Origin of the sequence: Marinobacter sp. (assembly GCF_033722735.1) — a bacterium.
Lineage (GTDB): Bacteria > Pseudomonadota > Gammaproteobacteria > Pseudomonadales > Oleiphilaceae > Marinobacter.
In genome coordinates this window covers 88,359-109,589 of record NZ_JAWVYN010000008.1, presented here as the reverse complement: position 1 = coordinate 109,589, position 21,231 = coordinate 88,359, and the positions used below count along the sequence as shown (strand labels likewise).

21 protein-coding genes are annotated in these 21,231 nt (G+C 62.9%); 4 read left to right on the top strand and 17 right to left on the bottom strand.

Annotation, left to right across the window (positions count from 1 at the left end):
• On the bottom strand, nt 1-525 hold the full coding sequence (locus R3175_RS08180) for a hypothetical protein (RefSeq protein ID WP_318943623.1): 525 nt from the start codon (nt 523-525) through the stop codon (nt 1-3).
• A gap of 95 nt (nt 526-620) precedes the next feature.
• Nucleotides 621-1,676 carry an AraC family transcriptional regulator gene (locus R3175_RS08175; RefSeq protein ID WP_318943621.1) on the bottom strand — a complete coding sequence of 352 codons (1,056 nt, stop codon included), beginning with the start codon at nt 1,674-1,676 and terminating at the stop codon, nt 621-623.
• A gap of 113 nt (nt 1,677-1,789) precedes the next feature.
• Here R3175_RS08175 and R3175_RS08170 point away from each other — a divergent pair, with 113 nt between their 5' ends.
• A complete protein-coding gene (locus R3175_RS08170; RefSeq protein WP_318943618.1) occupies nt 1,790-2,665 on the top strand; it encodes a metal-dependent hydrolase in 876 nt (291 codons plus the stop codon).
• A gap of 59 nt (nt 2,666-2,724) precedes the next feature.
• Here the strand turns inward: R3175_RS08170 and R3175_RS08165 are convergent, their stop codons facing one another.
• The 4 genes from R3175_RS08165 to R3175_RS08150 all read right to left on the bottom strand — a co-directional run bounded on the left by R3175_RS08165 (nt 2,725) and on the right by R3175_RS08150 (nt 5,339).
• Nucleotides 2,725-4,014: a hypothetical protein gene (locus tag R3175_RS08165; RefSeq protein ID WP_318943616.1), complete on the bottom strand. Its 1,290-nt coding sequence runs from the start codon at nt 4,012-4,014 to the stop codon at nt 2,725-2,727.
• 101 nt (nt 4,015-4,115) lie between these two features.
• Nucleotides 4,116-4,433 (bottom strand): VanZ family protein, encoded by a 318-nt coding sequence (locus R3175_RS08160; RefSeq protein ID WP_318943615.1) that lies wholly within the window; start codon nt 4,431-4,433, stop codon nt 4,116-4,118.
• A gap of 26 nt (nt 4,434-4,459) precedes the next feature.
• On the bottom strand, nt 4,460-4,672 hold the full coding sequence (locus R3175_RS08155) for a hypothetical protein (protein ID WP_413231743.1): 213 nt from the start codon (nt 4,670-4,672) through the stop codon (nt 4,460-4,462).
• A gap of 31 nt (nt 4,673-4,703) precedes the next feature.
• Complete coding sequence (locus R3175_RS08150) at nt 4,704-5,339, bottom strand: glutathione S-transferase family protein (protein ID WP_318943611.1); 636 nt, start codon at nt 5,337-5,339, stop codon at nt 4,704-4,706.
• A 267-nt stretch (nt 5,340-5,606) separates the two neighbouring features.
• Here R3175_RS08150 and R3175_RS08145 point away from each other — a divergent pair, with 267 nt between their 5' ends.
• The gene (locus R3175_RS08145) at nt 5,607-6,719 is read left to right on the top strand and encodes a hypothetical protein (RefSeq protein ID WP_318943609.1); all 1,113 of its coding nucleotides are present in this window, start codon (nt 5,607-5,609) and stop codon (nt 6,717-6,719) included.
• A gap of 69 nt (nt 6,720-6,788) precedes the next feature.
• Here the strand turns inward: R3175_RS08145 and R3175_RS08140 are convergent, their stop codons facing one another.
• The 3 genes from R3175_RS08140 to R3175_RS08130 all read right to left on the bottom strand — a co-directional run bounded on the left by R3175_RS08140 (nt 6,789) and on the right by R3175_RS08130 (nt 8,808).
• The gene (locus tag R3175_RS08140) at nt 6,789-7,265 is read right to left on the bottom strand and encodes a YbhB/YbcL family Raf kinase inhibitor-like protein (RefSeq protein WP_318943606.1); all 477 of its coding nucleotides are present in this window, start codon (nt 7,263-7,265) and stop codon (nt 6,789-6,791) included.
• A gap of 167 nt (nt 7,266-7,432) precedes the next feature.
• A complete protein-coding gene (locus R3175_RS08135) occupies nt 7,433-7,900 on the bottom strand; it encodes a hypothetical protein (protein WP_318943604.1) in 468 nt (155 codons plus the stop codon).
• Between the two features lie 44 nt (nt 7,901-7,944).
• Nucleotides 7,945-8,808 carry a M15 family metallopeptidase gene (locus tag R3175_RS08130; RefSeq protein WP_318943602.1) on the bottom strand — a complete coding sequence of 288 codons (864 nt, stop codon included), beginning with the start codon at nt 8,806-8,808 and terminating at the stop codon, nt 7,945-7,947.
• 211 nt (nt 8,809-9,019) lie between these two features.
• Between R3175_RS08130 and R3175_RS08125 the strand changes: the two genes are divergently transcribed.
• Nucleotides 9,020-9,256 (top strand): hypothetical protein, encoded by a 237-nt coding sequence (locus tag R3175_RS08125; RefSeq protein WP_318943599.1) that lies wholly within the window; start codon nt 9,020-9,022, stop codon nt 9,254-9,256.
• A gap of 30 nt (nt 9,257-9,286) precedes the next feature.
• Here R3175_RS08125 and R3175_RS08120 read toward each other — a convergent pair whose 3' ends face one another.
• The 3 genes from R3175_RS08120 to R3175_RS08110 form a co-directional block, all read right to left on the bottom strand.
• On the bottom strand, nt 9,287-11,311 hold the full coding sequence (locus R3175_RS08120; RefSeq protein WP_318943598.1) for a CocE/NonD family hydrolase: 2,025 nt from the start codon (nt 11,309-11,311) through the stop codon (nt 9,287-9,289).
• A gap of 40 nt (nt 11,312-11,351) precedes the next feature.
• A complete protein-coding gene (locus R3175_RS08115; RefSeq protein WP_318943596.1) occupies nt 11,352-12,644 on the bottom strand; it encodes an ATP-grasp domain-containing protein in 1,293 nt (430 codons plus the stop codon).
• 204 nt (nt 12,645-12,848) lie between these two features.
• Nucleotides 12,849-13,217 (bottom strand): VOC family protein, encoded by a 369-nt coding sequence (locus R3175_RS08110; RefSeq protein ID WP_318943594.1) that lies wholly within the window; start codon nt 13,215-13,217, stop codon nt 12,849-12,851.
• A gap of 277 nt (nt 13,218-13,494) precedes the next feature.
• Between R3175_RS08110 and R3175_RS08105 the strand changes: the two genes are divergently transcribed.
• Nucleotides 13,495-13,671 carry a hypothetical protein gene (locus R3175_RS08105; RefSeq protein WP_318943592.1) on the top strand — a complete coding sequence of 59 codons (177 nt, stop codon included), beginning with the start codon at nt 13,495-13,497 and terminating at the stop codon, nt 13,669-13,671.
• A 130-nt stretch (nt 13,672-13,801) separates the two neighbouring features.
• Here the strand turns inward: R3175_RS08105 and R3175_RS08100 are convergent, their stop codons facing one another.
• The 5 genes from R3175_RS08100 to R3175_RS08080 all read right to left on the bottom strand — a co-directional run bounded on the left by R3175_RS08100 (nt 13,802) and on the right by R3175_RS08080 (nt 21,154).
• Entirely contained in the window at nt 13,802-16,045 is a 2,244-nt protein-coding gene (locus R3175_RS08100; protein ID WP_318943589.1) for an NADP-dependent isocitrate dehydrogenase, read from the bottom strand.
• 295 nt (nt 16,046-16,340) lie between these two features.
• A complete protein-coding gene (locus R3175_RS08095) occupies nt 16,341-18,332 on the bottom strand; it encodes an acetoacetate--CoA ligase (protein WP_318943587.1) in 1,992 nt (663 codons plus the stop codon).
• Between the two features lie 26 nt (nt 18,333-18,358).
• On the bottom strand, nt 18,359-19,138 hold the full coding sequence (locus R3175_RS08090; RefSeq protein WP_318943585.1) for a 3-hydroxybutyrate dehydrogenase: 780 nt from the start codon (nt 19,136-19,138) through the stop codon (nt 18,359-18,361).
• A 13-nt stretch (nt 19,139-19,151) separates the two neighbouring features.
• On the bottom strand, nt 19,152-20,516 hold the full coding sequence (locus tag R3175_RS08085; protein WP_318943583.1) for a TRAP transporter large permease subunit: 1,365 nt from the start codon (nt 20,514-20,516) through the stop codon (nt 19,152-19,154).
• Nucleotides 20,516-21,154: a TRAP transporter small permease subunit gene (locus R3175_RS08080; protein WP_318943581.1), complete on the bottom strand. Its 639-nt coding sequence runs from the start codon at nt 21,152-21,154 to the stop codon at nt 20,516-20,518. The genes R3175_RS08085 and R3175_RS08080 overlap by 1 nt, the downstream gene beginning before the upstream one ends.
• Between the last annotated feature and the right edge of the window lie 77 nt (nt 21,155-21,231).

Here is a 21,231-nt window from a genome sequence, read left to right as displayed (position 1 = left end):
CTAGCGAAGCTTCATGGCTTCAAAGGCCTGCACCGCCTGGTCGATGTAACGCCGGTCGAAGCGGGTCAGGTCCTGAGTGTGTAATACGACCAGTTGGGAACGACCAAGATAGCAATACATTACGCCTTCGGCACTCCCCTTATCCACTTCCCCTTGCCATGCCACCCTGGCCACCGGTTGACCGGATATCGAGAGGATCTCAACGTCGCCGTGCCTGAAGCCGCGACGGGCCCGGGCGACGCCAGACAGGAACTGCATCAGGTAACTCTTGGCGGCCTCTTCCCGCTGCTGGCCAGTCATTGATGGGAAGGTACCGCCGGGATTCCAGATGGAGATCTGCAACAGGGCCGAGGAGTCTTCGCCGGAATGGGGGTGGGTGAAGGCGTGAACAATCGTGTTGTTGCCCATGCCTTTTGAGGTGGGCCCGTCAAACCCGTCCGGAATCTCGATCTGGCCGGCGTCAAAGGTGAAGGCAAGCAGGGGGGGACTGAACAGCACCCATAGGGCGATCAGAACGTTGCGCATTTACACACTCCTTATGTATCCACGGAAGCAACATACCAGATAACCAATGGCCAGAACGTCAAAAAGTGTCAACCTGTCATGGAATAACCCTGTGATCACCCCATCCAATGCCTTCGTCGCCAGACACTCGGCGTCAGCCCCGTCCAGGCTTTGAACGCTCGGGTGAAATTGGCAGGATCGGTATAGCCCAGCAGTTCGCTGATCCGCTGAATCTCCAGGTCGGGCTTGGCCAGCAGCTGACGGCTGTCGCGGCGGCGAGCCTCCTCCAACAGCTGACGGTAGCTGAGCCCCTGGTCGTGGAGCCGTCGACGGAGGGTGCGTGGCGTCAGGCACAGGCGCTCCGCCAACTGCTCCGGCGAGGGGTAGCCGTCGGTCCCCAGGACAAAGGCCGCCCGGCTCTGGCGCAGAACATCATCCACGGCGCTGATCAGCGCGCTCTCCCGTTCACACTGGGCCACGGCCTGGGCCAGCGCTTCCGGGTTGGCGGTGGGCAGCGGCTGATCGAGCCAGCCTTGGGAGCCCGGCACCGCAATTCCCGCGCGGGGCATGTCAAAGCGGACCACCGGCAGTTGCGCCTGCCAGTACTCGAAACCCTCGGGCCGCTCCCCCGGCAGCCAGAGGGCGGTGTCGCCGGGCAGCATCGGCAGGACAAACTGCATGCCCCGGTAGATACTGGTGAGCATGGAGCTGAGGCTCAAATCCCGTAACGCCGGCGACATCGGCACTTCCGGCATCAACTCAAAGAACATCCCGGTGTCGGACCGGGTCACCATCAGCAGCACCCCCCGCCCCCGCAGATGCCAGAAACGCTCCAGAATGGCCAGTGCCTCGGCGGGGGTAGCTGCACACATCAGGGCATACCCCAGGCTGCCATGGGCGGTGAGGGGCAGGCGCAGACCGTTCTGGAAACCCAGGGTTGGATCGCCGGTCAGGGTGAGGCAGGCGTCGAGGATACGCCAGCTGTGCTGCGGTGACAGGCGGCCGGCCGGATCGTCCAGCGCATCGAGGGGCAGACCGGCGTGCCGGAGGATCTGAACTCGGGACACCCCCTGGTCCCCGGCCACGTCCACGAACATCCGCGGGTAGGTCACCGCTTGGTTGGCCTGGCGGGTCCAGGCCGGCATGGGGTTCCGGGATTGGGATTCAGACACGTTGGCCACCAATGACAAGTGCTTTGTCCGCGCAGCATCTCACGCCCCTTCCGCTTCCACCAGTACCGTAGAGGCCAGACACCAACCCATGCCCGTCTTGAAGGAGTACCGGTATGAACGCGATCGCAGCCATCACCCGAGCCGCCAGGTCCCGCCCGGCCAGGGCCGTTACCCCGGCCGGACTGATTCCCCAGGTGCGTCGGCCGGAGTTCGATTTGTCCGCCAATGTGCCGAAGTACTGGTGGGCCAATGACCCTGCCCGAACCCTGCTGCTGGCCGCGCTGTCCTCCAGCTTTCCCCCGGGCGAGCGCTTCTTCATCGACTCGGTGCGCCACTACCAGGACCGCATCACCGACCCGGAACTGCAGCAGGCCATCCGCGGCTTTATCGGCCAGGAGGCCCATCATTCCCGGGAGCACAAGGCGCTGAATGGCTACCTGGCGGATCGGGGCATTGGCCTGGCGCGCCTGGAGCGGGAAATCCAGGACTTCATGGACTGGATGCGCAAGGCGTTCACCCCCGAGCGCCAGCTCGCCCACACCGTAGCGGTGGAGCATTTCACCGCGTTGATGGCGGAGGACTTCCTGCTCAAGTACGACGCCCTGGAGGAGATGGACCCCCGCATGGCCCCCATCTGGGCCTGGCACGCCATTGAGGAATCCGAGCACAAGGCAGTGGCCTTCGACGTCTACAAGGCCATTGGCGGCAGCGAGTTTGTTCGGCTGTCGGAAATGCTGGTGGTCAGTGTGATGTTCCCGGTGTTCACCACCATGCACCTGGTACAGTTGATGAAAGAAGACGGCCAGCTCGGCAACCTGAAATCCTGGGCCGACATGGTGAACTACCTGTGGGGCAAGCCGGGGGTGTTGCGCAAGTTGCTGCCGTCCTACTTCAGGTACTACAGCCCAAGCTTCCACCCCTGGAACCACGACGCGCGGGAGCTGGTGGCGAAGGCGAAGCGGAAGTGGCTGGGGAGTCCTAACCACTAAACGGGTACATGGCAGGCGGACCACCCATGACCCAACCGGGGCATGGGTGGCGGTGCCGGTTATTTAGGCAAAGCGTAGTTTGCTTCGAAGTCCGTTGTGGTCCCTTCCGTGCCCTCATGGACATGGGTCCAGTTCGCCAGCACGGCCGGCGTCTCCCCGGAAAGGTCGACGGAGATGTCCAGCAGCAGGCCGTTCATCGCGATGGCAATGAGCCGGACGGTATCCTCGCGGGTACTCACAACCTCGACCACGTTGATATCCCAGTATTCCGGATCATTGGCGGCGTTATCGGAAGGCGGGGTGCCGCCCTCGAACATCCCGAAGGGAAAGCCGGCTAGGGCATCATCGGAGAAGACGAACGTTCGGCTGTCATCGAGGTGGATGGCAAACGGAAGCAACACCGAGAACTGCTGGACCAGGGCCTCATCAATAACCGGATCGAAGTGCAGTTCGCGTGTGGCCGTAAAGGATATCCGGCCATCGCCATCGCTGCCGGAGAGAACCCCATCTCTGATCTCGGCCGGAACGTAATAAGTCGCCCCGGTAGAGCCATCGATTTTGAATTCCTCAAAAACACCCAGGGTATCGAAATTGCTTGGATCTACCTCACTGGCCGCTTGGGCATAAATGCCGTCAGCAGTTTCATTGACGCCATAAGCCATGCCCTGACGGGACACCACGAAGGTTAACCGGGTAGTCGCCTCGCCGAAATCCACTGTGCCATCGTAAAGGCCGGCGTACTGGATAAAGAGTCCCAGTATCAGGTGCCCCTTCGCCTCGTCTGCATCCACCAGGGTGTAGGGACCATCCGGCAGGTCATCGGTAAGCTGGGTGAGGATGCTCGCCACAGACACTTCGAAATTCTCCACCGTCTGATCAAACTCCAGTACCGCCCCGATGTCCTGATGAGATGACTCATCCAGGGAGATGCCGTTGGACGGATCCTGGTCCGTGTCCAGGCTGATCAGCAGACGGGCCATGTTCAGGACCGCATCGGTGGCTTCATTGGTGTTGTCGCCCACCAGGGTCGCCGGCGTGATGAAGACGGTGTTCTCCTCCATCACGGTACTGCCCAGCTCGATGCTGCCCACGAAGAAGGTCACGGTGTCGCCTATCTCACAGGTCAGGACACCGTTGGCATCGGTCAGTTGCACCTCGTCAGAGCTGGAGCACAGGTACCGAAGCCCGGAGACGCTGCTGTCCACAAAGGTGGCGGAAACCGTTTCCGGTTCCGGTTCCGGTTCCGGTTGGGGACTGGGGGTTGGCGCCGGGGAACTGTCGTCCTTATCCGAACTGCTGCTGCCGTTACACCCGCTCAAGACGAAGCACGACGCCAAAAGTAAAGCCATTAATCCTTGGTTTTTCATTATGTTACTTCCGTTAATCCATTATATTGTCAGTTAGCAAGTTGTGCGGTGAGCGATCAAGCCGTCGCCGCAGCCGACGAATATTACAGAGTGTCAACATTTCCATAAAGAGACGTTCCAAAAAGATGCCAGGCTGGGTGGCCATTTCTCACCAGGCTGAACGCCGCAATCCCAAAGGCATCGGCCAGCAAGTCCTGGGCATCCAGGGTGCGATAGGGCAGCCAGGCCTGGCTCAGTTCCTCAACCAGGGCCAACAGGGCAACGGCGAAGGTGCCGAAATACAGGCGCAGCAAGCCCAGGCTCAGGGTGCGCAGTTCCAGCGACAGGTTCAGCAGCAGGGTCAACAGGCCGTCCAGCATCAGGTGGCCAACTCGGGGGAAGATTGTGACGAAAAATGACAAGCTTTCAGTGCCGGCCAGTCGCGGGCCTATCTCACGCCCAGGCGTTCCAGGTAGTCATGCAACTCGGCTTCGCTGATATTCACGTATTCCAACACCCGACCATAGAGCATGGCGGTGGGCACGTTACGGCCGTTAAGTTCCCGCTGGGTTTCATGAAGCACGTACAGCACAATCCGTTCGGTGCGGGTCAGGCCGTCCCGGACATCGGGGATGGTGTCGCGCAAGTCGTTTCGAGTCAAACTGGCCATCCTTGCGTATGGCGTAGCGTCATCACGATGACGCGGCGAGCTGGTCATCGATCGAACGAGCCTTCTGCAGTGCCGGCCGGTTAGACAGGCGGGCAGCGTAAGCCTCGAATTCCGGTCGCCTGGGCAAGGAGCCGAACTGCATGCCCCAGAGGACATGGGCCCCCACATAGACATCCGCCGCGGTGAACCGGTCGCCGGCAATGTAGTCGCCCGCACTCACCGCCTGGGCCAGCACCTCCAGGGTTCGCTCGAAGCTGCCATAGCCTACCATCCGTTGCTGCTCCGGACTGACTGTCACCTGTCGCGCTTGGTCGGTCACCGCTGCTTCCAGTGGGCCGGCGGCGAAGAACAGCCAGCGGTAATAGGCCGCCCGCTTTCCCGTCGGCGGCGCCAGCTCCGCCGCCGGGAAGGCATCGGCGAGGTAGGCGCAGATCGCCGCGCATTCGGTCACGACCTCGCCTTGGTGGGTAATCGCCGGCACCTTGCCCATGGGGTTGATGGCCAGGAAGTCGTCCGCCTTCATCGACGAACCATAGTCCAGGAGTACCTGGTGATAGGGCGCGCCGATTTCCTCGAGCATCCAGCGCACAATGCGCCCCCGGGACTGGGGGTTGGTGTAGAGCACCAGATCACAATCTTTAGATTCAGTAACGGGCATGCGAGTCTCCATCAGCTCACCGGTTTCCATCAGATTAGTCGACCCCCGCCGCAGATGGGACGCCGTTTGAATCATTAGTAATGTAAACCACCTTACAGAAGCTTACCCAGCTTTGAGCTTTTTGACGGCGACACACAAATCCCTGCGCTTTTGCGACGGAAGCCAGCGTGCAGATCCCTACAATCGATCCTATTGCCGGCGTATGGCCCGACCGGTGTCGGGAACGCCTTCAACAACAACGCACGAGATGATCAAGAGGACTGCAGGATGGCGATAACCAACAGGTTAATGTGGGGTTCCCTGGTACTGGCGGGAACGCTTGCCGCCGCTGGCTGTGGCGGCGGTGGTTCCGGCTCGGATTCCGGTTCCGGGGACAGCAACACCGGGGAGGCTTCCGTCAACTACAACGGCCCGGGGTCCAAATGGGATGTTGCGCTCCACGAAGATGGCAGTTTCGACATCACCCGCCGGGAAACCCCGCTCACCCCGATTGATCTGACGGTCTCCGGCAGTTACCAGCGCCTGGACTCCGGGTATCTGCAGCTGGTGGTGGAAGAGGCCACCGGCACTGATGCGCCGGTGGCGGGTGACCAGGCCTGGGCGCTGGAAGTGCCAGGATACGCCTTTTTGCTCAAACCCATGGACGGCGACCAGGTCATCGCCATGGTGACCGCGGGCAGTTGCCCGGACGGAGATCTCGCCGCCAACTGGGTCATGGTCAAGGGGCACAGTGACAGCGACGCATCGTCGGACTCCCGCGACTACTTTGGCACCTTCGAATTCGACAGCAGCACAGGCACCCCCTCGCTGCCGACCAAGCATGCGCTCACCAGCGGCTTCCCCCTGGTGACCGACGGCGGCATTGACGGCAGCGGGACCTGTGAGGATGGTTTGATGCTGGTGGGCGAGGAGCCGGATATTGCTGCGATGTACCTGACGGAAAACGGCGGGGCCATCGTGCAGACCAATATCAATAGTGAAACCGATTCTTCATTCATCTTCGGCCTCACCGCCGATGCCGTCGACGGCAGCGACCTGGATGGGGACTTCGCCGGCATGCTGTTCGACGACAACATGTCCGACGGTACGCAGATCAACCCGGTCGCCTTCTCCTGTTCCGGTTCGGTGTGTGAAGGCTATCTGGTGGAAGACATCGAGACCGGTGCCGCCAGCGAGGAAGGCGTGACCATCACCTTTAGTGGCTCGCTGTCCGACAACTTCGTTACCGGCGTGATCCAGGATTCGGACAGCAATAGCGGCAATCTGGCCTGTATGGTGGACTTGAACGCCAATGACACCGACAGCACCATCGCCAGCTGTGTCGGCCAGTCCCCCGGGGACAACAGCAAGATGTTCAACGTCCTGCTGGTCAGCAAGTAACCCCCGGCCAAGGCCCGTGGGTTTACCGAGACCACGGGCCAAGCGAAACACGATGCGATGGGGCGCTGCCTACCCGGACTTCTCGTAGGTCCCCGTCAGTGTCGCCTGTTCAATGACATGGCCCTGCATGGCCGCCTCCAGCGCGGCCTTGGTGGGTGGATAGTCGATCTCAAGCTTGATATCCAGGGCGTAGAGCTTGTGAATGTAACGATGCCGGCCGATGGGCGGGCAGGGCCCCCCATACTCGGTCTTGTGCCAGTCGTTCAGGCCTTCCTCCGTGCCGGCCGGAAGGTGGACAGTGGTCGCATCTTCCGGCAGCCCGGTCGTGCTCGGGGGCAGATTGTAGAGCAGCCAGTGCACCCAGGTGGTTTTGGGGGCCTTGGGGTCCGGTGCGTCAGGATCATCGACAATCAACACCAGGCTGTGGGCCGTCTCTGGCACCCCCTCCCAGGTCAGAGGGGGCGAGACGTCCCGCCCCTCACAGGTATACTTCGCGGGAATCGAGCCGCCGTCGGAAAACTCGGGAGAGTGAAGCGTCATCGCCATAGGGCCTCCGCAGTGCGTCGGTTCGGTGGTGAGAACGAAACTAACTGCATACTGCCACTACCCTAAGCCTAGCAGCCCCGACAGAAATGACCTACCAACAGCCGCTCCCGGGGCCAGGGTCGGTCATGTCCGTCTACAGCGGGGTTCGCAGGATCTGAGGTCCGAGGTTACTGGTCGGTGCCCGTCGGCAGTGCCGATGCGCGGATACGGACGTCATGAACCAGCGTGGTATCGTCAGACTGGGCCAGGGTAATGTGCAACCGGGCATCTCCGCCGGCGAAGTGGGCAAGCAGGGAATAGCCCAGCAGATCGTAGTCTTGCCCGTCGATGGTCACCCCGGTATCGGTCCCCAGGTACTGCAGCTGCTCGAACGACTGCAACGCGCCCAACTCCGAAGCTGCCAGTAAATACCGCCGCCCCTCCTGGGACCGCAGCTGGGCCTGCAGCACCGGGGTCAGCATCGGCGTCAGCCGTTCCGGCTCCCAACCGACAAGGACGGCCAGGTTCTCCTCGAAGTAGGGCCGGGCCCGGTCGATGTTCTTCGAGGCATTAATGCCGAACCACACCACCACCATCAGCACCACGACCGCCAGGGTGAGCATCAGGTAGCCGAGGGCCTTCAGTATTCTGTTCATGAAGCGGGACCTTCCTGCATCGTCGATACGAATCCTCTGGGTACTCAGCGCATGGCCTCGAACACCTGCTCAATGCACCCGGCCCGCTGGCGCCTGAACGGATCCTGGTTCACCCCTTCGGCCATGCAAGCGGTGTACAGGGCAATGTAGCGATTCAGCAACGCCCGCCCGTCCTCCACCGAGAGAGAGGCCAGGGATTGCACAAACGAGCGGGGCCCCACCTGGAAGTGCTGATAGTCAATCGGGTAGTTCCAGTCACCGCCCCAGACAAAAAAGCCATTGCGGGCGAACAGGTCGGTGACGTGCTCCGCCATGCCCGGCCGGGGGGCCTTGTTGGGCCGGCTGTCGGACCGGTTCACCGCGTAGCGGGCACTGCTCGGGGGAAGTATCCTGGCTGTGCCGTCCGGGCGGATCTGGATGTAGGGGTTCTGCACCGGATTCAGGTCGATGGCAACGCCATAGGCATGGGTGGACCAGCCGCGACCACCGGTGATGCGCCGCCCGTTGAACGCCGAGGTGTTGTTATCGGCCATGGAGGCCTGGTCATCGCCGCCGTAGGCTTCGATCGGACGGGCCCTGGCGATGTAGAACTTGCGGGCCAGCAGCTCATCGGTGATCGCGGCAACGTTGGGAGCAAGCACATCCAGCACCACCAGCTCGCCGTCCCCTTTGATCTCACCGTGGTCGCTGGCGTAGCTGAAACTCACCTTGCTCAGGCGGTGGCAGGGCACCGGATTGCTGGCCGTGATGACTCCACCGGTTCGCAACTGCCGACATTCCGCGGCACTGAGCGCGCGATAGGACGCCGCTGCCGGCTTCGCCGCATCCGCCAACGCCCGAGGCAGGCAGGCAACCAACAGCAGCAGGACGATACCGGCTGCCCCGACGCTCCCAAACGACTTGTTCATGTCACCTGACTCCTTGCCCCATACCGGTTCCGCGCTGGGCTACTTTAGCCAAAGCTGCGGGCCAGGTCATCTCAAATATGGGTGTCGCGAGGATTCGGTCAGCATTGGGGAATGCCAACGGGACGTCGGCGCAAGGGCTTGCTACCCTTACGGGAGCGGAACGCCCTCGGCCCCGGCCTCCATGACCCCAGCCACTGCATTTGCCATTTCTATGAAAACCTTACTGATTATCCTCGCTACCGGTTATCTGTCCTGGACCTGGATGGACGCTCAATCCGATGGTTTCCTGGCCGGTTTCCTGTGGCCTGGCGTCTTCGCCGTTACCGTGATTTCGGGCATTGTGTGGCTGTCCAACCGGTTCGGTTCGGGTGGCGGTTCGGGTGGCGGTTTCGGCTCCGGCGGGTTTGGCGACGGTGGCGGTGGAGGCGACGGCGGGGGCGGTTGTTAACCGCGACTGCGGTCAGCGCGTAGCCTCGGCCTACACCAATCGACGCGGCACATCCCGGTTCCAGGTCTCGGAAAACACCCGCCGCTCCCCTTCGTAAGCGTCCAGTGTAGCGTGGACGTGGAAGTGCTCTTTATTGCAGGTCAGGATGGTCCGGGTGACGGTGTTGATGTGCCAGTCGCCACGCCGCAGTGAACGCTCCCAGAGGGTTTCGCCACGAATCGAGTCGAAGTCGTCTCCCTCGGCGCTGTACCACTCCACCGCCCGGCTCTGCTCCTCCAGGCCGGAATCCTCCAGACGCACGGTGCCGGAGTCGTTGATCACTTCCAGGGTGGAACGGTCCCGAGCCAGATCACGATGGACATACCAGTTGTGATGGGGGGGCTCGATCACGGTGTAGGGCACCGACACCGCGCCTTCGGACGGCTCAAACCTCGGTTGGTCGTCGGCGTCGTCGCGCCTCGGCCGCTCGGGCAGCACCAGGGCGCTGTTGCGGTCGAAGACGGTCAGCCGAACCGGTTCCGGCGGCGGCCAGGACAGGGGCCAGTAGGAGGTGGACAATGACAATCGCAGCCGATGCCCGCTCGGGAACACCTGCGCCACCTCGTTCATCTGCACCTTGACCCGGTAGCGCTTACCGGGTTGCAAGGGTTCCGGGTGCTCGTGGCTGTCGCGATGGGTGAGGTTGAGCAGGCCGTAAGTCACCCGCGTGGCCTTGTCGTCCGGCGCCACATCGGACAGGCGAACCGCGACCATGGCGACCGGCCGATTGGCCGCCACTTCCAGCTCCACCTCCGGGGCCCCGAGGATCTCCAGGTCTCCCTCCAGCGGCTCGCACTCGAAGGTAAGCGCGCCGCCATCCTCTTCACGCTGGTCGTGGGCCAGGTCCGGACCGGCGGCGTAGGAACACCACTTGCCCGCAAAGAGACCGCAACTCAGCGGCGACTCCACCGTCATCGCCGTCTCCTCCCGGCGCCGCTGCCCATTCCTGGCCAGCCGGTTCGGCGCCAGGCCCAGGCGCCAGGGCCGGATATTGGGGGAGGGCCAGCGGGGTTCGGACACCCAGCGTCCGGGCCGGTGGCCGTAACTGGTGGTTGGCGGCACGCTGTCCTGCATCCAGACCCGCAGCGCCGGATCCTTGTCGACACCACGATCCACCCCCTTGAGCCAGTGGTCCCACCAGCGCAGGCACTCTTGCAGGAAGCCGATCGCCGGCCCGGGTTCGCCCAGATGGGGGTACTTGTGGCTCCAGGGACCGATCAGCCCCTTACAGCGGCCCGGCAGGTTGTCCACCAACCGCACAACCGCGTTGGAGTAGCCATCCGCCCAGCCACTGGCGGCCAGAACCGGAGCCTTGACCGTGCTGAAGTCCTCGCATATCGACCCATGCTTCCAGAAATCGTCGCGATGGGGGTGCTCCAGCCAATTGACCAACCACAGCCCACTGCCCTCCAGCCGTTGCCGCCACAGCTCCCGCCAGCGCTCGCCGACCACACTGGGGTCCGGCGGCAGGGAGTTGTAGGCGAACATGGTCGAGGCCCACGACAGGTTATCCCCCAACAGGCAGCCCCCCATGTAGTGAACGTCGTCGGCGTAGCGATCGTCGGTGGAACAGACGCTGACCACCGCCTTCAATTCAGGCGGGCTTCGACCGGCCAGTTGCAGGCCATTGAAGCCGCCCCAGGAGATACCGATCATCCCCACCTTGCCGTCGCACCAGGGTTGGTCCGCCAGCCAGCGCAGGATGTCCTCGCCATCGGCCAGCTCCTGCTCCAGATACTCGTCTCGCAGCACTCCATCCGAATCGCCACTGCCCCGCAGATCCACCCGCACCGAGGCGTAGCCGTGGCCGGCAAAATATCGGTGGTGGACCGCATCCCGCAGCACGGAGCCGTCCCGCAAGCGGTAGGGGATGTATTCGAGAATGGCGGGAACCGGGGTGTCAGCAGCCCCGGCAGGCAGCCAGATCCGGGCGCCCAGTCGGCAGCCGTCCCGCATCGGGATCCAGGCCGGATCCAGACAATCCACCGGGTTCGGGAAATCGTGCACAACCTTCATGGGCAAGCCTCCTGTCCGCATAGGAGCCCGCAGCTCAATCTCAAGCAGTACCGGCCTGAACCTGAATGCCCAACGCCGACTCCAGGTACTTGATGCGTTCGCTGAGCTGGTCCTCGTCCTGGGCGCCGGTGAAGATAACCCCCAACTCATAGGACAGCTCATCCTGGTGCAGCAGATCGGACAATCGCGTTCCCGTTTCGACATTCAGTTCGATCACAGTACCGGGAAATTCACGCTCCAATGCCTTAATGGTAGCCGAATCCGGCACCTTGACCACGACGCCGTCCTCGAACACACGGATCATCTGTTTTGCGGCGATCGGATAAGGGCCTTCACGGTGGGGCATGCGGGGCTCGGTCCCCACCCCCAGGTCGACCATCACCTGGAAATGGGGCGCACCGTCGACCAGCTGAAACAGGGCGGCGTGGGAGCGAGACAGCCGGGCATTGATTTCCAGCAGCCAGATCCGGTCGTTCTGCTCGTCGTAGAAAAACTCGATGTTGAAGGCTGCGTTGTCGTAGCCGATGCGGGCCATCACCCGGCGGGTGATGTCAAACATGCAGTTCTGAACCCCCGTGGGCAGACCCGATGGATAAACGTAGCGGCACAGTACCGAACGGAACCGGGCGTCCCGGATGGTGTCAACGATGCCGGTCAGCCTCACTTCGCCCTGGAAGACAAAGCCCTCCAGGGTGCACTGACGGCCAGCCGAGATGATGCCCTCCGCCAAACAGGTTTGATGCAGCGTGGCGGTGATGGCTTCCGGCACCTCGGCGTGGTCCAGAGCTTTCGAAAAGGGTCGGGTCAGCCGGCCAACCCCTTGCTTGAGCGCCGCCAGGGCCGCCAGATAGTCCTCGTCGTTGTCGATCCGAAAGCCCAGCTGCGAGGAGTGCGCTTTCACGGGCTTGAGCCAGAACGGATAGGGCAGTTGACGCTCCGCCAGCGGCGCTTTCGAAAAGGGATCCACCGCCTGAAACGCCGGTACGCAATCGGGCACCACCGCCCGCTGCTCCCGGCGGCTCCAGTATTTGTGTTCGCACTTCAACACGGACTCCAGCGATGGCCCGCTCAAGCCAAGGCGTCGACAAATCAACGGTGCGAGGACACTGCTTGGGAAGTCCCAGTAGCTCACCACCGCATCGACAGACCCGGCGTGCGCCTTCAACCCCCGGGTGGCGTGGGAGAGCAGCCAGTCAAAATCATACTCGTCGGCGTGGACGGCCTGATCCAACGTCAGCAAACCGTGAAACCGGTAGTCCTCGACGTAACGCAGATCGGCCAGCAACCGCCGACCCAGCTCATCCAATCCCAATACAAAGACATTCCAGACCATAGCGGTGCTGCTCCTTTGCGCGGGCAAAGACGAGACAGGGTGCCAACCACACTGCGACTAACATCCCGCGACGGACCCTGCGACGGCCTGCCGGTGTTCGGTATGTTTAAGATCGCACAATCCGGTGACAGGCACACTGATGGAGATCATCCGGAACGCCGGGAAAAGCAGCGCTGCGCAGGAGTCCGCCAGACGTTGGCACGGTCACTCGAGGTAAAAAACACCGAATTTGTTTTGGTCAAGATCCCTGAAATAGGCCGCCATTACGCCGGGTCTGCGCTCGCCGGGCTCCCCCTCACTGGAGCCGCCCAACGCCAGCGCCGTCTCATAGACGCTGATCAGGTGTACCTGGGACCTGGCCCGCAGACCGATCATACTGCCGTTGCCAGGACCTGCCGGTTGTTCGTCAAACGGAACGCAAACCGCAAGCCCCACTCCGTCCCCCTCCGATTTCCAGAGAATCGAGCGCGCAGTCTTCATCACCTGGCGGGCGTCGAATCGGGCCAGCAAGGCGTCGTAAAAATGTTCGGCTCTCTCGAGGTCGTTGGTTCCAACAATCACATTGGTGATCACCCTTTCCTCCATTGTCCATTGGATGTCCGCGGCGCCTCAGCAACGCCCACTGGCGGCATGATGTCGCACCGCTCCCTGGTCGATCACTCCGCCCCTGACCACTGCATGCTGGCCGGGAGCTGATAACGCCGTCCCCGGTCCCCGGCGATTCGCACCCGGTTCATATCCAACTCTAGCAGGACATAAGTTGTTTCGACCGCACCATTTCCCAGGGTTCAGAATCTGGGCCATAGTGGGGGCATCCAACGGTAAAATGTGAAGGACAAGGAGAACCGTCATGAGCGACGACGAGTACAAGCAGTTACATCCCATACTCAGCGAAGTCACCCGAACCTACGTTGACCTCTACACCAACCGGCCCAACGAGAAGAACCGCGAGAAGCTGATCAAGTTGGAGAAGCTGTTGCGCGAGAAACTGGAGCAGATCCAAGCGGCTACCAAGGACAACGGCTGACTTGGGGCTCCGGTCCTGATCAGGCGACAACGTTCCCCACCTCGCCGGATCCCCATAAAAAAACCCGAACCACCTCACGGCGGTCCGGGTTCTTGGGGTGCCTCAGGTCGTCAACCGACCATCAGATCCATCAGGCGACAGAAGCGCGGGCTTCCTCGAGGATCTTGTTGAGGGTCTTGCTCGGCTGCATCACCTCGCACACCTTGTCCGCCGGGGGATGGTAATAGCCACCAATGTCGGCCGGGTGGCCCTGGATCACGCTCATCTCTTCGAGGATCTGGTCCTTGTTGGCTTCCAGCTGCTCGGAGATCTTGGCGAAGAAGGCCTTCAGTTCGGGATCGTCGTCCTGGTTGGCCAGGGCTTCGGCCCAGTAGCGGGACAGGTGGAAGTGGCTGCCACGGTTGTCCAGCTCGCCGGTGACCCGGGACGGAGACTGGTTGTTCTCCAGCAGGCGCTCGGTGGCCTTGTCCAGGGCCTGGCCCAGGATACGGGCGCGGGGGTTGCCTTCCTTCTCACCCAGCTCGTCCAGGGAGACGGCAATGGCGAGGAACTCACCCAGCGAATCCCAGCGCAGGTGGTTCTCTTCCAGCAGCTGCTGCACGTGTTTGGGCGCGGAACCGCCGGCACCGGTCTCGTACAGGCCACCACCGGCCAGCAGCGGGACGATGGACAGCATCTTGGCGCTGGTGCCCAGCTCCAGGATCGGGAACAGGTCGGTGAGGTAGTCACGCAGTACGTTGCCGGTCACGGAAATGGTGTCCAGGCCGCGGATCAGCCGCTCCATGGTCCAGCGGATGGCGCGAACCGGGCTCTTGATCTGGATGTTCAGGCCCTCGGTGTCCAGTTCCGCCAGGTACTTCTCGACTTTCTTGATCAGTTGGGCGTCGTGGGCCCGCTCGTCGTCCAGCCAGAACAGCGCCGGCATGCCACTGGCACGGGAACGGTTCACTGCCAGCTTGACCCAGTCACGGATCGGCTCGTCCTTGGTCTGGCAGGCACGCCAGATGTCGCCCTCTTCCACCTTGTGCTCGGTCAGCACGCGGCCGTCGGCGTCCACCACCCGGATGGTGCCGTCTTCCGGGATTTCGAAGGTCTTGTCGTGGGAGCCGTACTCCTCCGCCTTCTGGGCCATCAGGCCGACGTTGGGCACGGTACCCATGGTGGTCGGGTCGAAGGCGCCGTGGGTCTTACAGAAGTTGATCACTTCCTGGTAGATGGTGGCGTAGGTGGACTCGGGCATGACCGCCTTGGTGTCCTTGAGCTTGCCGTCCCGGGCCCACATCTTGCCGGAGTTACGGATCATCGCGGGCATGGAGGCATCGACGATCACGTCGCTGGGGACGTGCAGGTTGGTGATGCCCTTGACGGAATCCACCATGGCGATTTCCGGACGGTGCTCGTAGCAGGCGTGCAGGTCTTCCTGGATCTGCTCCTGCTTGGACTCCGGCAGCTGCTTGATCTTTTCCAGCACGCTGGACAGGCCGTTGTTCGGGTTCACGCCGATCTCTTCGAACAGCTCACCGTACTTGTCGAACAGCTCCTTGTAGAAGATCTTCACCGCGTGACCGAACACGATCGGGTGGGAGATCTTCATCATGGTGGCCTTGACGTGCAGGGAGAACATCACCCCGGAGTTCTCGCAATCGGCGATGGCGTCCTCGAAGAACTTGCACAGGGCCTTCTTGCTCATGAACATGCCATCCAGCACTTCGCCTTCCTGCAGGGCCAGGTCGTCCTTGAAGACGGTCTGCTCACCCTTGGCGTTCTCGAACACGATGCGGGCGGTGGTGGCCTTGTCCAGAGTCAGCGACTGTTCACTGGAGTAGAAGTCGCCGCCACGCATGTGGGCGACGTGGGTGCGGGAGGCCGGGCTCCACTCACCCATGGTGTGGGGGAACTTGCGGGCGAAGGCCTTGACCGCTGCCGGGGCGCGGCGGTCGGAGTTGCCTTCCCGCAGCACCGGGTTAACCGCACTACCCAGTACCTTGGCGTAACGGGCCTTGGCCTCTTTTTCCTCGTCGGTCTGGGGGTTCTCCAGGTATTCCGGCAGTTCGTAGCCCTGTGCCTGGAGCTCCTTGATCGCCGCACGCAGCTGAGGGATGGAAGCACTGATGTTGGGCAGCTTGATGATGTTGGCGTGCGGGTTCTTGGTGTACTCACCCAGCTCCGCCAAGGCATCGGGAACCCGCTGGTCTTCCCGCAGGTAGTCCGGGAACTGGGCCAGGATACGGGCCGCCAGCGAGATGTCGCTGGTTTCGAATTCAATGCCAGCCGGTTTGGAGAAGGTTTCCAGAATGGGTAGCAGGGAACGGGTTGCAAGCGCCGGTGCTTCGTCCGTCAGGGTGTAAACGATCTTGGAATGTGATGCGGTCATTTTCGTCCTCTGTCTAATGTTGGAGTTCAGGACGGTCATGGCCAGACCGGACGTCTTGTGAACGAACGGTCAGGGCAAAGACTGAATGCGAACTTTCGATGGGCGTATAAAGATACCAGTTTTTTCATCAAAATGACTAAGAAATTAGTATAACAACCTACTTATTGTCCCAAAGTGCGGTGACAATTCGGTTAAATCACCGATTTTTACGGAACATTCGGAAAACTTACGAAAAGGCGGGGGCGATCCCCGCACCAATACCAAGCATAGGCACCAGTGCGGGGCATTGCCATGCTCAAGAAGAGGGCAGAAGCCGGGCGTCGATCAGAACCTCACGGATCTGGTCCAGGGCCTGGGGATTGGCCAGGGCATCCCGGTTGTCGCTGCGGGCGGACCCGTTGATCAGCCGGGCCACCGCCAGCTCCACCTTCTTGCCGCTGCGGGTGTAGGGAATGTCCGGTACCGAGACGATGTGTTTCGGCACATGGCGGGGACTGGCCCCTGCCCGGATGCGCTTGCGCAGCCGCGCCATCAGGTCGTCGTCCAGACTGTAACCCTGCGCCGGCACCACCAGCAGCACCACCTCCACATCGCCCTCGATCTGCCGGCCCACCACCAGGCTGTCCTTGACCGCCTCTTCGGTTTCCACCTGGCGGTAGATCTCCGCGGTACCGATGCGCACGCCACCGGGGTTGAGGGTGGCGTCGGAACGGCCATGGATGATGGCGCCGCCGTGCTCGGTGAACTCGATGAAGTCACCGTGGGCCCAGACGCCGGGGTAGGTGTCGAAATAGGCGTCGTGGTAGCGCTGGCCGTCGGCATCGTTCCAGAAGCTGACCGGCATGGACGGCAACGGCTGGCGGCACACCAACTCGCCACGGCCTGCACTCACCGGCTGGCCGTCGTCGCCGTAGGCCACCGCATCGACGCCGAGGAATCGGCACTGGATCTCGCCCCGACGCACCGGCAACAGCGGCGTCGAGCCCACGAAGCAGCCGCAGATGTCGGTGCCGCCGGCGATGGAGCCGAGCAGCGCCCGGGGGGCACCCACCGAGTAGATCCAGTCGTAGTCCTCCGGCAACAGCGGCGAGCCGGTGGAGAACACCACCCGCAATGCGGACTGGTCCAAGTCCCGGGCCGGCGCCAGCTCGGCCTTGCGGCAACCGGCGATGAAACGGGCGCTGGTGCCGAAGTGGGTGACCTTCTCGTCCGCCACCGTCTGCCACAGGAAGTTCAGGTCCGGGTAGCCCGGTGAGCCGTCCACGGTGATCACCGCGGCACCGGTGAGCAGCGCCGAGGCCTGCCAGTTCCACATCATCCAGCCACAGGTGGTGAAGTAGAGGAAACGGTCGTCCGGCCCCACGTCGCCGTGGAGCATCAGTTCCTTGGCGTGGTTGACCAGCAGCCCGGCGTTGCCGTGCACGATGCACTTGGGCTTGCCGGTGGTGCCGGAGGAATAGAGGATGTACACCGGGTGATCCGGCGGCATCAGGGTGAAGGAGGGAGCCTGGCCCTCGCCGAACGCCAGGGCGTCCTCCCAGGCGGTCACCCGCGTCCCCGCCAGGTGGGGCTGATCCGGCAGTTGTTGCACGCTGATCACGCAGCGCAGGCTGGGCAGGGCACTCACCAGCTCGGCGAACTCGCTCTGGCGGGGGAACACCTTGCCGCCGTAGCCATAGCCGTTGACCACGATCAGCGCCGCCGGCTCGATCTGGCCGAACCGGTCCTGAATGGCGCCGGTGCCGAAATCCGGCGAGGCGGAACTCCAGATCGCCCCCAGGCTGGTGGCCGCCAGCATGCCCACCATGGCTTCGTAGCCGTTGGTCACCACCCCGGCCACCCGGTCGCCGGCTTCGATGCCCTTGCTGCGCAGGAAGGCTTCCAGGGCCCCGACGTCCCGTTTCAGTGCGGCGTAGCTGCGGCGCAGCACCGGGCGGGTTTCACAGTAGGCGACCACCGCCTCCCGATTGGCGTGCTCACCGTCGGCGTGGCGCAGCAGGTTGGCGGCGAAGTTCAGGCGCATGCCCGGGAACCATTCCGCCCCCGGCATCTCGCGCTTGCCCAGCACCCGCTCGGCCGGGGTGTCGCACTGCAGGCCACAGAAATCCCACACCGCCTGCCAGAAGCCTTCCAGGTCCTCGATGGACCACCGGTGCAGGGCGTGGTAATCGGCAAACGGGCCCTTGCCCTGGTCTTCCAGCCACGCCTTGAAGCGGGCCATCTGGCTGTTGTTCAGTTGCTCATCACCGGGGCTCCACACCACCGATGACTGTTCGGTATTGCTCATTCGTCTCTCCTGTCTGATCCGCCGCCTTACTGCATATGCCAGCCATGACTGACCACCACCGACTGCCCGGTCAGCGCGGCGGAGGGAAAGGCGGCCAGGTGAACGGCCAGTTCCGCCACGTCGTCGACGGTGGTGAACTCGCCATCCACGGTGTTCTTCAGCATCACCTTGCTGATCACTTCTTCCTCGGAAATGCCCAGTTCCTTGGCCTGCTCCGGAATCTGCTTGTCCACCAGCGGGGTGCGCACGAAGCCGGGGCAGATGATGTTGCTGCGCACGCCATGTTCGGCCCCTTCCTTTGCCACCGCCCGACACAGCCCCAGCATGCCATGCTTGGCCGCCACGTAGGGGGACTTCAGCGGCGAGGCTTCCAGCGAGTGCACCGAGCCCATGTACAGCATGGTGCCACCGCCATTGTCGTACATCCGTTGCAGCGCCGCCCGGGTCACCAGGAAGGCGCCGCTCAGGTGGACGTCGAGGACCTTCTGCCAGTCAGCGTATGCCAGCTTGTGCACCGGGTCGATGTGCTGGATGCCGGCGTTGGCCAGGGCGATGTCCAGCCGGCCCCATTCCTTGACGATGGCCGCCACGCCCTGCTCCACCGCGTCCTCGTCGGTCACGTCCATGGCCAAGGCCAGGGCGGTGCCGCCGTTGCTTTCAATGGCGCGGGCCGTTTCTTCGGCGGCCCGGCCATCCAGGTCCGCCACCGCCACCCAGGCACCCTCACGGGCATAGTATTCGGCAATGGCGCGGCCAATGCCGCGGGCGCCCCCGGTGATCAGGGCAGTCCGGTTCTGTAAACGCATGTTGTCAGTCTCCTCAATCGTACGCCACACTGGGCAGCCAGGTCGCAATTTCCGGTACCAGGAAGACCACCGCCAGGGCCACCAGTTGGATAATGATGTAGGGCACCACGCCACGGTAGATGTCGGTGACCTTGATCTCCGGCGGCGCCACGCCCTTGATGTAGAACAGGGCAAAGCCCACCGGCGGCGTCAGGAAGGAGGTCTGCAGACACATGGCGAACAGGATGGTGAACCACACCAGGTCGAAGCCCAGTTGCTGAACCACCGGCGCCACCAGCGGCAGGATGATCAGGGTGATCTCCACCCAGTCCAGGAAGAAGCCCAGCAGGAACACCCCGAACAGGATGGTCAGCACCACGCCGTAGGGGCCGAAGGGCAGCCCCAGCAAGGCCTCCTCGATCACCTCGTCGCCGCCCAGGCCCCGCAGCACCACCGAAAACGCCGTGGCGCCCAGGAAGATGGCAAAGATAAATGCCGCGGTGCGAGTGGTCTGGAACAGCGACGCACTGAGCACCGGCAGCGTCAGCCGACCGGACAGCAGGGCCAACAGCAACGCCCCCATCGCCCCGACGCCGGAGGCTTCGGTGGGGGTGGCCACGCCGGCGAAGATCGACCCGAGCACCCCGAGGATCAACGCCGCAGTGGGGATCACCGCCTTGAACACCTCCCAGACCACGCCGGGACTGACCTTGCCCATGCCCTCCGGCACCGGCGCCATGTGCGGCTGGAACAGCGGCCGCAGGATGGCGTAGCCCACGTACATGGCCCCCAGCAGCAGGCCGGGCAGGAAGGCCCCCATGAACAGGTCCCCCACCGAGGCGTCCGGCACCGCCAGCCGGTCGGCCATCAGCACCAGCATGATGGACGGCGGAATCAGGATGCCCAGGGTGCCGGTGGCACAGGCGGTGCCCACGGCAAAGCCCTTGTCGTACTTGTTGTCCATCATCACCGGCAGCGACAGCATGCCCAGCAGCACCACGGAGGCGCCGATGATGCCGGTGGTGGCCGCCAGCAGCACGCCGATCACGATCACGGTGACGGCAAACCCGCCGCGCACTGCGCCGAACAGCTTCACCATGCTCTTCATCAGTTTTTCGGCAATGCCGGACTGGTCCAGCATGATGCCCATGAAGATGAACATCGGCAGCGCCACCAGGGTTTCGCTCTCGACGATGCCCCAGATCCGCTCCGGCACCAGGCCCATGGAGGAGGGGTAGTCGAACCACAGGTTGGCGCCGAAGTTCTCCACCGACACCACCCCGATGACGGTCCAGATCACGGCGGTACCGCCCAGCACCCAGGCCACCGGGAAACCGGTCAGCAGCAGCGCGCCGAAGGTCAGGAACATGCCGATTACGTATAGGGTTTCCAACTCCATCAGGCAGCGTCCCCTTGGTCGTTCTTCTCGGTATTTCGCTTGATCGGCCGCGGGAACCCGAACAGCAAGGCAGTCACCTTGAACAGGCGGGAAACCGCCGCCAGGGCGATCAGGATGAATGAAAAGGCCACCACGGCCTTGAGGATCCAGCGATTGGCCAGCCCCGCCGGCGCCGGACTGCTTTCACCCACCTCGTAGGAACTGAGGGCGTAGGGCACCATCTCGTAGATGGCAATCACCAGAAACGGCAACAGCAGCACCAGCAGGCCGAGCAGTTCGATCCAGCCCTGGGTCCTGAGGCTGAAGCGTTCATGCAGTACGTCGACCCGCACGTGATCGTCACACACCAGGGTATAGGCCAGGCCCAGCAACCAGCCCGCGCCGGCGATGTGCCACTGCAGCTCCTCCAGCAACACCGAGCCCTGGCCAAAGACATAACGGCTCACCACCGCCCAGATAATGATCCCGGTCACCACCACCCAGAACCAGGACGCGAACTTGCCAACGGCCGACAGCGCACTATCGATCCATAGGCTGATTCGGGTGTCCGGAAGTTCGGTGTGGTGGTGGATCAAGTCGTCCGTATCGGTTACGGAGGCATGCCCGGGCAAGGGCGAGCCTTGGTCAGACACCGTCATTGAAAATTTCCTCGTTCAGACTACAAACGCCGAATGGCCCGCCAGCTGGGGGCCATCCGCTCGGGTCGACAGCACCG

What these genes read in the sequence shown, in the direction of transcription:
- R3175_RS08115 (WP_318943596.1), bottom strand. Translation starts at nt 12,644, where the DNA reads ATGGTCTGGAATGTCTTTGTATTGGGATTGGATGAGCTGGGTCGGCGG.
- R3175_RS08085 (WP_318943583.1), bottom strand. Translation starts at nt 20,516, where the DNA reads ATGGAGTTGGAAACCCTATACGTAATCGGCATGTTCCTGACCTTCGGC.
- R3175_RS08080 (WP_318943581.1), bottom strand. Translation starts at nt 21,154, where the DNA reads ATGACGGTGTCTGACCAAGGCTCGCCCTTGCCCGGGCATGCCTCCGTA.
- R3175_RS08170 (WP_318943618.1), top strand. Translation starts at nt 1,790, where the DNA reads ATGAACGCGATCGCAGCCATCACCCGAGCCGCCAGGTCCCGCCCGGCC.
- R3175_RS08095 (WP_318943587.1), bottom strand. Translation starts at nt 18,332, where the DNA reads ATGAGCAATACCGAACAGTCATCGGTGGTGTGGAGCCCCGGTGATGAG.
- R3175_RS08090 (WP_318943585.1), bottom strand. Translation starts at nt 19,138, where the DNA reads ATGCGTTTACAGAACCGGACTGCCCTGATCACCGGGGGCGCCCGCGGC.
- R3175_RS08100 (WP_318943589.1), bottom strand. Translation starts at nt 16,045, where the DNA reads ATGACCGCATCACATTCCAAGATCGTTTACACCCTGACGGACGAAGCA.
- R3175_RS08145 (WP_318943609.1), top strand. Translation starts at nt 5,607, where the DNA reads ATGGCGATAACCAACAGGTTAATGTGGGGTTCCCTGGTACTGGCGGGA.
- R3175_RS08135 (WP_318943604.1), bottom strand. Translation starts at nt 7,900, where the DNA reads ATGAACAGAATACTGAAGGCCCTCGGCTACCTGATGCTCACCCTGGCG.
- R3175_RS08130 (WP_318943602.1), bottom strand. Translation starts at nt 8,808, where the DNA reads ATGAACAAGTCGTTTGGGAGCGTCGGGGCAGCCGGTATCGTCCTGCTG.
- R3175_RS08150 (WP_318943611.1), bottom strand. Translation starts at nt 5,339, where the DNA reads ATGCCCGTTACTGAATCTAAAGATTGTGATCTGGTGCTCTACACCAAC.
- R3175_RS08120 (WP_318943598.1), bottom strand. Translation starts at nt 11,311, where the DNA reads ATGAAGGTTGTGCACGATTTCCCGAACCCGGTGGATTGTCTGGATCCG.
- R3175_RS08165 (WP_318943616.1), bottom strand. Translation starts at nt 4,014, where the DNA reads ATGGCTTTACTTTTGGCGTCGTGCTTCGTCTTGAGCGGGTGTAACGGC.
- R3175_RS08140 (WP_318943606.1), bottom strand. Translation starts at nt 7,265, where the DNA reads ATGGCGATGACGCTTCACTCTCCCGAGTTTTCCGACGGCGGCTCGATT.
- R3175_RS08125 (WP_318943599.1), top strand. Translation starts at nt 9,020, where the DNA reads ATGAAAACCTTACTGATTATCCTCGCTACCGGTTATCTGTCCTGGACC.
- R3175_RS08180 (WP_318943623.1), bottom strand. Translation starts at nt 525, where the DNA reads ATGCGCAACGTTCTGATCGCCCTATGGGTGCTGTTCAGTCCCCCCCTG.
- R3175_RS08105 (WP_318943592.1), top strand. Translation starts at nt 13,495, where the DNA reads ATGAGCGACGACGAGTACAAGCAGTTACATCCCATACTCAGCGAAGTC.